Annotated in this window: 13 protein-coding genes; 7 read left to right on the top strand and 6 right to left on the bottom strand. The window is 40.7% G+C overall.

Features of this window, described 5'->3' with window-relative positions; genetic code table 11:
* Positions 1-42: 42 nt before the first annotated feature.
* Together NRIC_RS16965 and ald are read right to left on the bottom strand one after the other, a co-directional pair.
* Positions 43-1,746, bottom strand: a complete 1,704-nt coding sequence (locus NRIC_RS16965; protein WP_146623905.1) for a M3 family oligoendopeptidase — start codon at positions 1,744-1,746, stop codon at positions 43-45.
* Positions 1,747-1,882: 136 nt separating this feature from the next.
* Positions 1,883-2,998, bottom strand: a complete 1,116-nt coding sequence (gene ald, locus NRIC_RS16960; RefSeq protein ID WP_146623904.1) for an alanine dehydrogenase — start codon at positions 2,996-2,998, stop codon at positions 1,883-1,885.
* Positions 2,999-3,240: 242 nt separating this feature from the next.
* Between ald and NRIC_RS16955 the strand changes: the two genes are divergently transcribed.
* Complete coding sequence (locus tag NRIC_RS16955) at positions 3,241-3,639, top strand: hypothetical protein (RefSeq protein ID WP_146623903.1); 399 nt, start codon at positions 3,241-3,243, stop codon at positions 3,637-3,639.
* Positions 3,640-3,691: 52 nt separating this feature from the next.
* On the opposite strand, the gene NRIC_RS16950 is transcribed toward NRIC_RS16955, so the two are convergent.
* Entirely contained in the window at positions 3,692-5,218 is a 1,527-nt protein-coding gene (locus tag NRIC_RS16950; RefSeq protein ID WP_146623902.1) for an AcpB/EbpR/MafR family transcriptional regulator, read from the bottom strand.
* Position 5,219: 1 nt separating this feature from the next.
* The gene (locus tag NRIC_RS16945; protein ID WP_146623901.1) at positions 5,220-6,740 is read right to left on the bottom strand and encodes an AcpB/EbpR/MafR family transcriptional regulator; all 1,521 of its coding nucleotides are present in this window, start codon (positions 6,738-6,740) and stop codon (positions 5,220-5,222) included.
* Between the two features lie 321 nt (positions 6,741-7,061).
* On the opposite strand from NRIC_RS16945, the gene hbs reads away from it, so the two are divergent.
* From hbs to NRIC_RS16930, 3 genes are all read left to right on the top strand, one after another.
* A complete protein-coding gene (gene hbs, locus NRIC_RS16940; RefSeq protein WP_146623900.1) occupies positions 7,062-7,337 on the top strand; it encodes a non-specific DNA-binding protein Hbs in 276 nt (91 codons plus the stop codon).
* Positions 7,338-7,778: 441 nt separating this feature from the next.
* Positions 7,779-8,663, top strand: a complete 885-nt coding sequence (locus tag NRIC_RS16935) for a permease (protein WP_146623899.1) — start codon at positions 7,779-7,781, stop codon at positions 8,661-8,663.
* Positions 8,664-8,701: 38 nt separating this feature from the next.
* Entirely contained in the window at positions 8,702-9,517 is an 816-nt protein-coding gene (locus NRIC_RS16930; protein WP_146623898.1) for a TIGR03943 family putative permease subunit, read from the top strand.
* A gap of 28 nt (positions 9,518-9,545) precedes the next feature.
* Here the strand turns inward: NRIC_RS16930 and NRIC_RS16925 are convergent, their stop codons facing one another.
* Positions 9,546-10,703, bottom strand: coding sequence for a cation diffusion facilitator family transporter (locus tag NRIC_RS16925; protein WP_146623897.1), 1,158 nt, complete (start codon positions 10,701-10,703; stop codon positions 9,546-9,548).
* A gap of 234 nt (positions 10,704-10,937) precedes the next feature.
* Here NRIC_RS16925 and NRIC_RS16920 point away from each other — a divergent pair, with 234 nt between their 5' ends.
* Together NRIC_RS16920 and NRIC_RS16915 are read left to right on the top strand one after the other, a co-directional pair.
* Positions 10,938-11,279 (top strand): hypothetical protein, encoded by a 342-nt coding sequence (locus tag NRIC_RS16920; RefSeq protein WP_146623896.1) that lies wholly within the window; start codon positions 10,938-10,940, stop codon positions 11,277-11,279.
* Between the two features lie 144 nt (positions 11,280-11,423).
* Positions 11,424-13,379, top strand: coding sequence for a glucosaminidase domain-containing protein (locus NRIC_RS16915; protein ID WP_146623895.1), 1,956 nt, complete (start codon positions 11,424-11,426; stop codon positions 13,377-13,379).
* Positions 13,380-13,422: 43 nt separating this feature from the next.
* Here the strand turns inward: NRIC_RS16915 and NRIC_RS16910 are convergent, their stop codons facing one another.
* Positions 13,423-13,860, bottom strand: a complete 438-nt coding sequence (locus NRIC_RS16910) for an OsmC family protein (RefSeq protein ID WP_146623894.1) — start codon at positions 13,858-13,860, stop codon at positions 13,423-13,425.
* A 164-nt stretch (positions 13,861-14,024) separates the two neighbouring features.
* Between NRIC_RS16910 and NRIC_RS16905 the strand changes: the two genes are divergently transcribed.
* Positions 14,025-14,897, top strand: coding sequence for a formate/nitrite transporter family protein (locus NRIC_RS16905; RefSeq protein WP_146623893.1), 873 nt, complete (start codon positions 14,025-14,027; stop codon positions 14,895-14,897).
* Positions 14,898-14,979: the final 82 nt, after the last annotated feature.

Raw genomic sequence — 14,979 nt, 5'->3', positions numbered from 1 at the left:
AAAGCACGGCAAAAAGGCTGCTCCCTAGAAGAAGCAACCAATTTATCTAAGAAGTTCCTCCTCAGATTGCTGATTCAAATAATTCATGACTTGCTGAATCACAGCCTTCATCGCTTGGGTATCAAAAGGAGAATCCAGATGAGCCAATCGGACCGTCTCTAAAAAGGTCGCTGTTCCGCCGATCTGACAAATTGCTAAATAATCCTCCCAATAAGCAGAATCCTTCTGAATAATGGCCCGATCCCAAAATTGAAAGGCACAAACCTGGGCCAACGTATAATCGATGTAATAAAACGGCACTTCAAAAATATGTCCCTGTCTAAACCAATAAATACCTCTTTCTAATGCTGGAGATTGCCGATAGCATTTTTCTGGACAATATTGTTTTTCTAAGCTGCGCCAGCAGGCTTTGCGTTGTCGCGGAGTCCATTCTGGATGTGTGTAAACCTCTTCTTGAAAATGATCGACTAGCGCGCCGTAAGGCAAAAATTGCAGCGCACTGCTCAGGTGCGCAAAGCGGTATTGCTGTTCCTTTTCACCAAAAAATTCATTCATCCAAGGCCAGGTCAAAAATTCCATACTCATGGAATGAATCTCTGCAGTATCTGACGTTGGAAAGGTCAGTTCAGGCTCATTAATCCAGCGAGAAAGATAAACTTGGAAAGCGTGACCGGTTTCGTGAGTCAGTACATCCACATCATCCGAAGTCTGGTTGAAATTGGCGAAGATGAACGGTACACGATAGGCATCGATAAACTCGCAGTAGCCGCCGCTCTGTTTTCCAGGACGACTTTTTAAATCCATCAACTGATCTTCTTTTAAAATCTCAAAGAATTGTCCTGTTTGCTCAGACAGTTGGTGGTACATGTCAGCAGCTTTTTGAACCAATTCTTCGGCGTTACCCGTAGGGCGAGGATTGCCTTCAGAGAAAAACACTGGTAGGTCGTAATAGGTGAAATCCTTCACCCCTAACCGTTCGGCTTGCCGCTTATAAAGCCGCTGAGTCTGTGGAACGACTTCATCTAAAATGAACTGGCGAAACCTGCGAATCTGCTCCCGATTGTAGCTCCAGCGGTTCATCGCGATATCGCCGTAAGCGACATAGTTTTCAAAGCCTAATTTTCTGGCCATTTTGGTTCGAACAGTTACTAAGTGGTCGAAGATCTCGTCAAAGCGTTGCTCATGTTTGATAAAAAAACCCTCGTATACTTTTTGGGCTTTGCGTCTGGTGAAGCGATCGGGTGAGGTGAAATAGGCCATCAACTCTGAAAGTGTATGTTTACGTCCATTGAACAATAAGTCTGCAGAGGCGACTAATTGAATGTATTGACTGATCCACTCATTTTCCTCCTGTTTATAAGCCAAAACGGAGTCATCTAACAAACGTAATTGGTCTTTTGCCAGCAGAAAAAGTGTTTCAGGAAATATTTTTCTCAGCTCCGTTTGAAAAGGGGAATCCAATAACGCTCGATAGAACTGGTTGTGTAAATGGTCATATAAAGGCTGTTGGTTGTCCCAATATGCATTCTCTTTTTTATAAAAGGCATCTTTTGTATTGATAGAATGACGGATGTAACTAAGCTTGGCCATCGTATCCGCGTTGCGTCTCAGATGATTCAACTTTTCAAGCGGTATTTTAGTTTCTTCAATAGATTCTGCTGCTTCAAATTGATGCAGCGCTGTTTGAAAATCAGTTTGATAAGATTCAAAATTTGGACGCTGGTATTGGTAGTCTTTAAATTTCATAAATAACCTCCATTCCGTAGTATTATTATACCTCAGCTAACCAAGCAACGTGAGTACATTTCAACGAACAGGGGCTCAACTACCGAAGATTTAGCTAAATAAAAAAACTGCCAGTCTTTCAACTGACAGAAATTTTTTAGTGAAGACACTCTTCAATCGGCGTGTGCGGCATCTCCAGGTCTTTTGCCACTGCCTCAAGTGTTAGATGACCACTGAAGGTATTCACTCCTCGGCGTAAAGCTAAATTGTTTTTAAGCACCTCGTCTAGCGGATGGTTTGCCAAGAGACTTGCATAGGCTAAAGTACTGTTGCTTAATGCGTAGGTTGCAGTCTGAGGGACAGCTCCTGGCATGTTGGCTACCGCATAATGGACGACACCTTCTTTTACATAAGTAGGGTCATCGTGGGTAGTTACCTTGTCAACTGTTTCAAAGATTCCTCCTTGGTCGATCGCTACATCCACGATCACGGAATGATCAGGCATGCCTTTGACCATTTCTTTCGTTACAAGGGTCGGAGCTTTATGTCCAGGGATTAACACAGCACCGACAACTAAATCCGCCGTCTTCAAGGCTTCTTGAATGTTGTAACGGTTGGATAGCATCGTTTGGATCGAGTTGCCAAACATCACGTCCAGCTCTTTTAATCGAGGAACGCTGACATCCAAAATCGTGACATTGGCTCCAAGTCCGATAGCGATACTTGCTGCATTGGCCCCAACGACACCGCCACCAATAACGACAACATTTCCACGACGTACGCCAGGGACACCAGAAAGCAGGATGCCTTTTCCGCCGTTGACGCGTTCTAGGTAGTTTGCACCAATTTGCGAAGCCATCCGGCCGGCAATTTCACTCATTGGTGCCAGTAACGGCAAGGAATGATCAGCTGGCTGCACATTTTCATAAGCGATGGCATTTACGCCGCTTTTGACTAACGCTTCTGTCAGAGGTTTGTTCGCCGCTAGATGCAGGTAGGTAAACAAAAGCAGATCTTTTCTAAAATAGCGATATTCTTCTGGCAAGGGCTCTTTGACCTTCATAACCATGTCGGCGGCCCAGACAGAAGAGGCGTCTGGAACGATTGTTGCCCCTGCTTCAGCATATTCCTCGTCCGGGATTGCAGAGCCGGCTCCGGCTTGTGTTTCAACGTGCACTTGATGGCCTTGACTGACTAGATCAAACACGCCCGAGGGTGGAAGTGCCACCCGATTCTCGTTGTTTTTAATTTCTTTTGCAATTCCAATAATCATTTGATGTGCTCCTTCTTTAAACGCCGGGAAGCGCTTTCTAAATTCATTGTACAAGATTATTCGTTCCTGACAATTAAAAATCGTTAAGAAAAAATAAGTTTTTTGCCAGTACCTGTGATTTGTGAATGAATGAACAATACGATTTTACCACAAGAAATAAAGATTCTCTTTTGATGAATAAAAAATAATTGCGTAATTCCCTCAAAGTAGCGATAATAAAATGAGAAAGAGGAGAGACCGTTATGCCCAAGTCTAAACAAATCGATACATTAAAAGAACAAATCAGTTTTTTAGAGGCTCGTATCACACGATATGAGGAACTAAGAGACGGGACTACATTTCGACGGATTCTATTTGGCGGCGGCAGACATGGTTTGCTTTCAGTGTCGGGGTTTCTGATCGGAGCGTTTATTTTTATTTATGCGATTACCAGAGGTCAGTTCAATCTGATCCTTGGGGTACTGAGTCTATTGTCGCTAGGTGTCTTAGCTTATTGCTTTATTCAATTGAATCTGATGCGTAAAAAAAACCCGCCCGAAAAATACGAGCGGATGGTAAAAAGCTTAAAACAAGAAAAACGATCAATGGACACAGAACTACTTCGTATGATCGATGAACAGAATAAAATGAAAAAACAATAAGAATTGTGTTCCTTTTCATGAATATGTGAACATTTGATAAAAAAGAACTTTTTTAGTAAAGTTCTTTTTTCAATGGAAAAAAGTTTTTCTCACGTTCGATCTGGTCAACCATGGACTGAATCTTGTTTAAAGAATGGATACTTGGACAGAGTTCAACACCGATGAAGGGAGTCTTTAAATCAGGAAGATCGAAGGTCGAAGTCGAAATCACCAAATCATAATCTGGAAAAAAATCTTGGTAGTTCTTTTTCTGTAATTTCTTAAAATCAATGCGGTGGATCTTATAATTTCCTCGGATAGAAAAGCGAATCAGCTCAACAAGCAAAGATTCTTGCGTCGTAGAATCTGAGGCAATGATTAGGATATTCACAGGCTTAGTTACTTTTTTCATGCCGTTTAAGAAAGCAGGGATTGCCGCGATGATCTGATAGACATAATTGTCAATGAATTCATCGCCTTGAAAACACTGATATTCATCCATAAATTTTTCGACGACCTGACGGATACGTAAAACATAATTGGCATGAAAATATTCCAATAATGCCAAGCAATCGCGTTTGCGGTCTTGCAGCATACTGACAAATTCTTTGGTGCCGACATGAAAAAGGTGCTGATTGATTAAGATAGAGGTCAGCATATGCTTTTTTTCATCCGTCAAGGGTTTAACGAGCATCAGACTCAATTCATCGACTAACTCCATGTGTGATTCATAGTGATAAGCTAAAGAAAAATTTGTCGTTAATGCCCGTTGGGTCTGTTCTCTGCTTAACAACAGCATGTCAGAATAAAGCAGCCAAAAACTTTCTTTCATGACATCCTCCGTATAGACCACGCCCAATTCTTGGTAAAGCAGTGCGGAAAAAATGAGACACAACTCTTCATCCGGCGGATCGATGGCGGTAGAATTTAAAAAGCGTTGTGAAAAACGATGACGATGTTTGACTCGTATCAAACTTGTATAAAACAGGGTATGGATTCGACAATATTGAGCAAATGAACAGGAGAACCCATTGTTTTTTAACAAAGAATGGATGAGTGCATCACCCGCTTTGAATAATTCCGGGCTTAAACCAGATTCTTCATAAGTCATTTTTTTCTCAGATATCAGCAAAAAGTACAAGTGTCTTACCGTTGCTTCGTCTCCAGTAATTCGAAAAGGTCTGCGGTGGATCGTCATTTTCCAGTGCTTTAACACCGATTCTAGATCCTTAAAGTGGGTCTGGGCGGCGGAAAGACTACAATATAGGCGTTTTGCCATCTCATCTAAGGACATACAATCCTCTTGAAAAACCATCTCCAACACTTTAAAGGCGAATGAATTTCTGATCAGCGAAGCATAGAGCTCATCTAAACTAGCATTATCCGATATTTCCAAGGAACAATATCCACCGTCTCGATGAATATGATAGTGGGATTCGTGTGTGTTGATCAATCGAATATCGCTTGCCAAAACAGGCGCTGTACAATCCAGCATTTTCAGCAGTTCGGCGGTCGATTTTGGATTTTTTGATTGGTAAAAGGATTCAATCAACAGCAGCTTTCGTTGACTGTCTCGTTTTAATAGACATCGCAGATTCATCTTATGCATACCTCTCTAGCTGGCACTGCTCAACCGGAGCAATATTGTCAAAAAACTGTTGGATCGCGACCAGATCCTGGGGCGTCGGGCACGAGTTGACTGCAATGATTGCAGTGTTGGTATCCAGTTTAGGCATCGTGACATCTGTGATTATCAGATCGTATTTATTGGCTACAGCAGCTAATTTTTCAGGTTCTAAAAAGGGTGTTTCAAAATATTCGTAATGCAAAGGAGCTTTAATAAAATTTTCTAAAATACTCCCCCAAAGAACCTCATGCTTCGGCGATGCGTCAGAAAGCAGCAGCACCTTCAACGGCTTTTCTCGGACGGTCAACCGTTCCAATAGATGTGGAATGCCAATAATCAAGCTGCAGCAATAAATGTCTTTCCTCTCTTGCGTGTAAGGGAGGTGGCTTGTATCTAAAAAGGTTTGAACGATTCTTTCGATTTTTGAGATCGCTCGCGAGTACTTCATACGAAGCAGTGTGATCATATACTTTTTCGGGGCTGCCAGAATCGAGATGGGCTCCCGATTTGGATAAAAGAAATAAATATCGTTTCCTAAGATGCGTAAAGCCTCAGAGACTTCACTTTCCGACAAAGTATAGCCCAATTCCTCATTCACCCGACTAACAAGTTCACGGTGAGTGTGGTAAAAGGCAGCCAAATACAAATTTTTGTTGCGTTGAGTATTCTGCTGCTCCGCATTCAATACGATTTTGTCCGATAGCAATGGCCACAAACATTCCTTCATCAGTTGATCTGTGAAGGGGATTTTTAGTTCTCGCTCTATCAAACATCGAAGGTTGAATTGATCGATTTCGGATCCCAGCTTGACTGCACTTGAATTCGGCAAATGGGTGTCCAAATGATGCTCTTTTGTGATGCGGTGCAGAGCAATCAAAAAGTGATGCAGCAACTGGAAATGCGTGTTCATATTATTGGTGACATTGTTTTCCTGCATCAATAAATGGATGAATTTGTCTACGCCTTGCAGCAATCTCTCAGAAAATCCGTAATTTTTAAAGGGCATGCGTTTTTCTTTGAAAAAAAGATAGTAAAATTGTCGAATCATCTCTTCATTGCCTTCAATACGCAACGGACGGTGGTATATGTGAAAATCCCACTGTTGAATCCCTGAATCGATTTTCTTCAAATAGCGTTGCAAATTTGAAAAGCTGCAGTTTAATTGAGCTGAAAATTTTTGAATGCAAGTCAAGCGTTCAAAAAAAAGTCCTTCTAGGATTTGAAACTCCAAAACTTTATTCAAGACACCTGCATAATAGGTGTCGATGGAGGAGCCAGGATCAAAATCCAAATGATACAAGCCCTTATGTTTACGAATTTGTAATGGTGTATCATCATTATTTAGATAACGAATATCGTTGATCAGTGCTGGCAGTGAACAATCAAGCTGATCTATTAGTTGATCAGAAGATAGAAAGCTTTCCGAATAGTATAAACTTTCAATGATTGTCACTCTTCTAATCGTTTCTTTTTTCATTAATCCTTGTAAATTCATACTCTTCCCCCGGTATTTTTTTTATTTAATATAATGCGAAAGAATTGATAAAACAACTATCTCTTTATGAGAATAGGCAACATTGCGTTATTTTATTAAGTGGTAGTGATAATTATTATAAATAAAAACTTGTGATAATAAGGAATAACAGAAGTGTTTTAAAAAAACTTAGAAATTTTTATTTTATTTTTGTTCCTAAATAAAATAAAAAAGAAAAAAAGTGAGAAATTAGCCATATTATGATTTAACAGTTGCCTTTCAATAAGAGAACGAATACAATATACTTTGGAATAAACTTTAATTAATAACGGAGGCTATATCATGATCAATAAGCAAAGTTTAGTTGAACAAGTAGCAGAAAAAACTGGTTTGGCAAAAAAAGACGCTCTTGCAGCGGTTGACGCACTGTTTGGCGGCATCCAATCTTCATTAAAAGATGGCGAGAAAGTACAAGTCATTGGTTTTGGTAACTTTGAAGTACGTGAGCGTGCAGCACGTAAAGGACGCAACCCGCAAACTGGGGAAGAAATCACGATTGCAGCAAGCAAATCACCTGCTTTTAAAGCCGGTAAACAATTAAAAGACGCTGTAAAATAATGATTCAAAACTCGTTGGTCGTTGATCAACGAGTTTTTTTGTAAAAAAAATTTCACAATCTTTTTTCATGCGGCATTTTTTCTCGATTTTTAGCGTTGAAATGCGGTATTTTTGTATTAAGCGAAAAAATTTATTTATGTAAGAATCGATGAATCGAAAGTTTAGTCTACCTGCTGGAACACAGAATGAGATTGCGGCATTTTTCTCGTTTGATTTTCACAATTGAGATAAAACGAAAAATTCAATTATTCCGGAAAAATAAAGTAAACTTCAATTAAAAAAGTTTACTTTATTTTTTTGTGTTTAAGGATTCTAAAACAACAAGTGTTTTTTTTATTTTCAAATGATAAAAACTTTTTAAATTTTTTTTCGTTGTTTTAAAAGCAGCTTGTCTGAAAAGGGGTCTAGCGATATAGTAAACAAGCAAAAAGGAGGACTGTTATGTTTCAATTGCTTCCCAGCTCTGTTTTACAGCTTAGTACAATCTTTTTATCCATCGTGATCGAAGCCATTCCTTTTGTCTTATTGGGCTGCCTGATTTCAGGTGCATTACACGTTTTTTTGACGGCTGAGCGAGTAAAAAAAATAATTCCCAAAAATAGTTTTTTGGCGGTGATCGTGGGGTCATTATTAGGATTTTTCTTTCCGTCTTGTGAATGCGGAATCGTCCCGATCGTGAGTCAATTTATCAAAAAGGGTGTGCCTAATCATACTGCTTTTGCTTTTATGGTTACCGCACCGATTATTAATCCAATCGTTTTTTTTTCTACATTTGTAGCGTTAGGCAATAGTATGAAACTCGCTTTGCTGCGAGTGGGCGGCAGTTTGCTGGTGGCCTTGGTCATTGGCACATGGATCGCTTATCTTCATCAAGGTCCCATTCTTAAAGAAAGTGATCGTAAAAGGCATTCGCATACTCATGCCCATGCCGAAAAGTCACCTATTATGTCTGTCTTTATTCACAGCATCGATGAATTTTTTGATACGGGACGTTACTTGATCCTGGGGGCGCTGATTGCTGCGGGTATGCAGGTTTATTTTCCTACGCAGTGGATGGTGGGGCTGGCTTCTTCAAAAATTTTATCGATCCTCGTCATGCTGATGCTGGCTTTTACCATGTCGCTTTGTTCTGAAGCAGATGCGTTTGTCGGTTCCTCGCTGCTTTCTCTGTTTGGAATGAATTCGGTCGTTGGATTTTTGGTTTTCGGTCCGATGGTTGACATCAAGAATTTAATGATGATGAAGCACCATTTTGAAGCAGCATTCATTCTTCAATTGCTAACAATCATTTTGCTTGTGGTGGCGTTTTACGCATACCTAATTTAGTTTCGGATTCATTCTGTTAGAAGGGCAGGTGCAGATCAATGGTTCGTTTTTTGATCGTATCAGGGTATTTTGAATTAATGATGTTTTTACAGGTAACGAATAGATTGGATCAATACATCAATACTCATTACCGCTATCTGACTTATTTAACGATGGGCCTTTCCTTATTAATGGCGCTGGTCCAGTTAAAAACGTGGTCAAGTGCAGATAAGGTGAGCGAACACAGTGATCATGGATTGACAAAAAAGCATCAGCGCGTGATTTCTTATGTCTTGTTGAGTCTGCCGTTGATCATTGGGATGTTTTTCCCAACGATCAGCTTGGATACCACAATCGTAGAGGCAAAGGGATTTAGTTTTCCTGTAAGTCAGGAATCTATCGGCGATCCGGAAATGAACACGCAATATTTAAAACCAGATACCAGCATCTATTACAATCAAACCGATTATGCGCATCAGATGGATCAATTGATGGAAAAATATCAAAAGGATCAAGTTCTGACGATCACAGATGAGAATTATTTAGAGGTTATGGAATTGATTTACACGTACCCCAATACATTTGTAGGGAAGAAGGTTATTTACGAGGGATTTGTTTACGAAACCATCAACGATCAGCAGACCTATGACTTTCTATTTCGTTTTGGGATCATTCATTGTGTAGCAGATTCTGGCGTCTTTGGTCTTCAAGTCAAATTGCCAGAACCGAGCAGGAATAATCAGTGGCTAAGGGTGGAGGGCACAATCGAAACGGAATATTTTACGCCTTTCCATCGAATGCTGCCTACGGTAGAAGTAGAAAACGTACAGAAAATTGCAGCGCCTAAAAACCAATATGTCTATCGCTCATTTTAAAAAGCATGCCATTTTCAGGCATGCTTGTTTAGAGTAAGTACGTTCGGTCAAAAGTAATTTTGAACTGTACCGGTCCATTCAGTTGTTGGTATCCTTGAACGATACGGTCGTAGATTTCTTGATCAGACTGTTTTAGTTCCTCAGGAATCACTAAATCGAATTCCAAAGTTTCTGGCTTTGTGCTTGTATCGATCCGCAAGTCGTGCATTCGCAAATGAGGGTGGATCTCACGCAGCAGGCCCTTCAGCCTAGGTGAAACTCGCTTGAATTCTTCATCATCTATAGGGTAAGGATCTAGATGACAGACTAGATCGACCCCCAGATTTTCTTTCACGTCTTGTTCGATTCGATCGATCACCTCATGGGCGTAAGACAAGCTCCAAGCTTCATTCACTTCAATGTGTACCGAGGCAAAAACGCTGTTCGGTCCATAGCTGTGAATCAGCAAATCATGGTACCCGATAATATTGGGGTAGTGGCGCAGCAAGTGCTTAATGGCGAGGATTTCCTCTTCTGGAGCACGCATTCCCATCAATTCATCAACAAATTCTTTGATCATTTTAATACCGGAATAGATGATGTACAACGCAATCAAAAAGCCAATGTATCCATCGATCCGCCATCCGGTCAACCATTCAACGATCGCTGAAAACAATACAGCGATCGTAGTATATACATCGTTCATGCTATCTTGAGCCGTAGCAAACAAAGTATTCGAATGAATCGCTTCCCCTAAACGTTTATACATACTGCCTTGCCAAAATTTCATTAAAATCGATAACACCAGCACGATGTACACGATCGAAGAGAGTCGAACATTGGCAGGGTGAAGGATTTTATCAAATGAGCTGTCTAAAAAGCGAAATCCAACATACGTAATCAAAATCGATACAACAAATCCGCTAACATATTCAAATCGTTCGTGTCCGTAGGGGTGGTCTTTGTCAGCAGGTTTTCCAGCAATCTTAAAACCAGCTAAAGTAATAATAGACGAGGCTGTATCAGAGAGGTTGTTCATCGCGTCTGCCATAATCGACACACTGCCGGAAAAAGTTCCTATAAAAAATTTTGAAAGAAACAAAACTAAGTTTGAGAGCAGCCCGAGCACTCCAGCCAGAAATCCGATAGTCGTTCGCTGATTGGTCTTGCTTTTTTTTGTTGCATAATGGATTAATCTAGTTAACATACGGCACTTCCCTTATCAAATACTAATAATTTCGAGTATAGCGAAAATAGTGTTAGAAAAAAAGGATTAAGGATGACCTAAATAATAATAATTAAATCACAAGATCATTGGTTTAGGTTGGTGGTCTGTTGAAATATTCCGGACCTTTTAATAGAAATTTTCGGGGACTCTCAGGGGATTGCTAACAAATGTATTTATACTATATGTAAACGAATACAAAAAAGGCGGGGTAATATGTTGAACAAAGCGGCCACAGTAAAGCTGTGGGATATCGAAACCAAGGACTTAGTCGACGCATTAAATGATTTTGTAGAGGACTGGAAAATTTCAAAAAACAGCGATCTTGCAGAATTTTTAAGGTCTTGTCCTGCTTATTTTCGAAGCGACAGACCGACCAAGGAGGCGATTGAACTGGTTCTCGGTTATGCCAAAGAAGTAATGGATCACCAGCGTGACACGATCGAACTGGGAAAAAATAAAATTTGGCAGACGATGGAACAAGGAACCGTTCGATTGACACATTACTATGAAAGAGAAGCCGCAAAAAAGATGAAAGAAATTTTAATCAATCGGTAAAGCTGTGATGTTTCTCAAAAAAAACGAAAAAAAAGAGAATTCTTGATGCGACTTTCTTTAGACAAGCAAAATGAAACGTGTTATTATTAGATTGATATCTGTGATTAAAATTATGATAAACTATCACGAAACGAGGGATCAATTTTGAAATATAACCAACTGGCGAGATTGATGACCGTTGGAGCGCTGATCGCCCCAGCCGTGCTGTCGACTCATCAGGCTTTTGCGGCAGGTGCCCAGGAAAACTCAACAGGTTCAGAAAGCGCCATCTCAACGACGACAACGCAACCTTCATTGCCGTTTGCAGAGTCATCAAAACGCACTTCTTCTGATTCAGATACGAGAACAAGCGAAACCAGCAGTTCGTCTACAGGACAGCAGGAGTCTAGCACCGATACGACTGACTCATCGAGTTCTAGCGAGCCAGAGGAAAAGACCTATTCTTTGCTTGTTGATGATGAAGTGATGGATGATAAGATCTATAAAGACAAAGAAGGCAACCAGCTGATCTTTAAAGAGAAGGTCACTGATATTGAAGCAGGGGAAGAGGTAGCCTTTACGGTTAAGCCTGCTAAACAATATAAGCTGAAAAAACTAACTTTTGTGGATACTGTGACGGATGAAGAAGTGCCTAACGACGGCAAATCTTTCGAGATGCCGGAAGGGGACGTTTCCTTTAAAGCAGTATTTGAAAAAGATAAGACACCAGTCAAACCAGATCCAAAACCGGAACCTGAGCCGAAACCAAAACCAAAGCCAGATAAACCCAAAGAAGACAACAAAAATGACAGCAAACCGTCTACGACGATCCCAAATAATGATACCAATCGTCAACCAGCGGGCACCCCTTCTGATGTACGTGAGCCTTCTAACCAAAAGACGCCGACCGTTAGCAGTGATGTTCAAACGGCCATCGTAAAAGAAGCCTACGAGCATTTGGGCAAGCCGTATGTTTGGGGAGCAAAAGGACCTAATGCTTTCGATTGTTCAGGCTTGGCTTACTATGTCTACGCACGAGCAACAGGTCATTACATTGGCGGATGGACAGGAACCCAGCAATACGCAGGGACACAGATTCCATTAAGCGCGGCACAGCCAGGAGACTTGCTGTTCTGGGGCGCACCAACGAGCATCACTACTCATGTGGCAATCTATATTGGAAATGGGCAATATATCCATGCACCTCAACCAGGAGACGTTGTAAAGATCGGCAGCATCGGTTCTTTCAGTCCGACCTTTGCATTGCGTGTAGGAATTTCTGGATTGCCAGCAGCTTCTGCATCCCTGTCTAATGCATTTGGGAAATACAGTACTGACCAGCCTTTTATTGTCAATCGAAACCAGTCGACAGACAAGTTCATTGAGAAAATCGCGGAACAATCAAGAGAAATTGGGCAAAAAAATGATATTTATGCCTCAGTCATGATTGCGCAGGCAATTTTAGAAAGCAGCTCAGGCAACAGTTCGTTAGCAGCTGAACCAAATTATAATTTGTTTGGGATCAAAGGGAAATATAAGAATCAAAGTGTTTCCTTTACTACGACTGAACAAGACAAGGATGGCAAGGGGTACAAGATCAAAGCGGAATTTCGCAAGTACCCATCTTACAAAGAGTCTCTAGAAGATTATGCGAAGTTGATGAAGGATGGGATTAAGGGCAAGAAGGACTTCTACAAAGCAGCCTGGAAGTCGGAAGCTGATTCGTACAAAGATGCAACCAAGCACTTGCAAGGTCGTTATGCGACGGACAAAAAATACGCAGAAAAACTAAATGCGATCATTGAAGCCTACAAATTGACGACATACGATGAAGCGAAAAAGACCGAAAACAAGCGTCCGGAATTGACGGATCTGCAAACGTCTTTCACATTGAACGACGTGTTAAAAACAAAATTGATCACCAGCTTGGAATTGGGACCAGAGATTCCAACAGTGATGTCTACACAACATTTTGTAAGCTTGTTCAAGGCAGACAGCCTGATAGCTTTGGCAGCTAATTCTTCTCGATCAAGAAAACCAATCGAAGAGATTCCGCCGACTTCGCCAATCTATATTGCGTTGAGCAAAGGATTGATGGCGATTTTGCCGCCAGTTGAATAAATTGAAGAGAAACTGCAGAGATCATTTGATCCCTGCAGTTTTTTTAGATAGCGTCGATTTTGATCTCGAATTCAGGGGTATTGACGATTGTATCTTTAACCGGACAGGTTTGTTCGATAAAAGAGATGAAGGCTTGAATTTCCTCCGCGGTGTTGTCTGCTTTGATCGTGTAATGAGTGGTGATTTTCGAGAAACCAACTTTTATCCCTTCCAGTCCTTTTAAACGCTCGGAATCGATTTCTCCAAGCATTTCGACTTTCATCGAATGAAGGTTAATCTGCTGCGCCTGATAGAAGAAACGAGCTACCATCATTTTGCAGGCACCTAACGAACAAAGCAGGGCTTCTAAAGGATTCATCGCCTGGTTGCTGCCGCCGACGTTTTCCGGTTCGTCAATCAAAAAATCAAATCCGCGAGCTGAGCATTTCAACTGCAACCCCCCTAACGACTCCACTTCTGCTTTCAATACTTGTTTCACCATGTAAGCTCCTCCTCACTTATTCATACGTCTATGGTAACTCTTCTTACCATCATTCTCAAAGAAATCTCTAAGAAAATTATCTGTGAAAAAATATTGAAAATGTTTTGAAAATACTGTATGATACGAGTAATTATGACCTACTATCAGGAGAAGGAAGGAAACAAATGAAGTCGAATTTGGCGATGGAAATAACAGAAGAGGTAACGGAGGCTTCCCAAAAGATGGAAAAAGAAGACGTGCAAGGAAAGTATTTTCCATTGATGAGTCAATTGGATAAATCGATCATGAAAAAGAAACAATTGATCGAAAGCAGTTTTGCCCGCTACGCAGTTCGTTCTGTATTTGCCTGCTTATTTTTATCATTAGGTACAGCGATCGCGTTTTATATTGCGATTCGCACCCAAGAGGCGATTCCTGGACTGGAAAAAATGGCCTATGCATTTATGTTCAGCTGGTCACTGGTCATGATTCTTTTTATGAATGCAGAGCTGGGAACTTCGAATATGTTGTACATGACAGTAGGCGTATATCGGAAAAAGGTCTCTCTTTCATTCGGTGTTAAATTATTATTCACTTGTATATTCTTTAATTTGATTGGCGGAGTAATCTGCGGATACCTCCTTTCATTAACAGCACCTTTTGGACATCTTGAGCCGGGAAATTATATGTTTACTGGGATCGCAAGCAAGCTTACGAAATCAACGCTGCAGATTTTAGTAGAAGGCATGTTTGCCAATATCGTAGTAAATATTGCAGTGCTGATCAGCATGCGCATGAAAGATGACGCTGCGAAAGTGATGGCTATCATTTTTATCATCTTTATCTTTGCTTTCTTGGGCTATGAGCACGTTATCGCGAACTTCCCAGCATTTTCACTCGCTTATTTTGCTTCCCATGGGACGATCGCTGAAATGACTTCAGCCAATATTCTTCATAATCTGTTCTTCACATTGATCGGAAACTTTATCGGTGGAGGGTTGGTAATGGGCTTGGGCTATGCTTGGTTGAACAAAACAGAAACAGACTATGTCGATTAACCAGAAAAACAGCTCGTCATGAGCTGTTTCAGACTGTAGACAAAAGACGTTCAAAACTCGTAATTTGAGTATTGAACGTCTT

This window comes from Enterococcus florum (assembly GCF_004309355.1).
GTDB classification, from domain to species: Bacteria; Bacillota; Bacilli; order Lactobacillales; family Enterococcaceae; genus Enterococcus_A; species Enterococcus_A florum.
Note: the sequence above shows the minus strand (reverse complement) of the source record. Positions and strands in the feature narration are given on the sequence as shown.

What these genes read in the sequence shown, in the direction of transcription:
- NRIC_RS16965 (WP_146623905.1), bottom strand. Translation starts at nt 1,746, where the DNA reads ATGAAATTTAAAGACTACCAATACCAGCGTCCAAATTTTGAATCTTAT.
- ald (WP_146623904.1), bottom strand. Translation starts at nt 2,998, where the DNA reads ATGATTATTGGAATTGCAAAAGAAATTAAAAACAACGAGAATCGGGTG.
- NRIC_RS16955 (WP_146623903.1), top strand. Translation starts at nt 3,241, where the DNA reads ATGCCCAAGTCTAAACAAATCGATACATTAAAAGAACAAATCAGTTTT.
- NRIC_RS16950 (WP_146623902.1), bottom strand. Translation starts at nt 5,218, where the DNA reads ATGAATCTGCGATGTCTATTAAAACGAGACAGTCAACGAAAGCTGCTG.
- NRIC_RS16945 (WP_146623901.1), bottom strand. Translation starts at nt 6,740, where the DNA reads ATGAATTTACAAGGATTAATGAAAAAAGAAACGATTAGAAGAGTGACA.
- hbs (WP_146623900.1), top strand. Translation starts at nt 7,062, where the DNA reads ATGATCAATAAGCAAAGTTTAGTTGAACAAGTAGCAGAAAAAACTGGT.
- NRIC_RS16935 (WP_146623899.1), top strand. Translation starts at nt 7,779, where the DNA reads ATGTTTCAATTGCTTCCCAGCTCTGTTTTACAGCTTAGTACAATCTTT.
- NRIC_RS16930 (WP_146623898.1), top strand. Translation starts at nt 8,702, where the DNA reads ATGGTTCGTTTTTTGATCGTATCAGGGTATTTTGAATTAATGATGTTT.
- NRIC_RS16925 (WP_146623897.1), bottom strand. Translation starts at nt 10,703, where the DNA reads ATGTTAACTAGATTAATCCATTATGCAACAAAAAAAAGCAAGACCAAT.
- NRIC_RS16920 (WP_146623896.1), top strand. Translation starts at nt 10,938, where the DNA reads ATGTTGAACAAAGCGGCCACAGTAAAGCTGTGGGATATCGAAACCAAG.
- NRIC_RS16910 (WP_146623894.1), bottom strand. Translation starts at nt 13,860, where the DNA reads ATGGTGAAACAAGTATTGAAAGCAGAAGTGGAGTCGTTAGGGGGGTTG.
- NRIC_RS16905 (WP_146623893.1), top strand. Translation starts at nt 14,025, where the DNA reads ATGAAGTCGAATTTGGCGATGGAAATAACAGAAGAGGTAACGGAGGCT.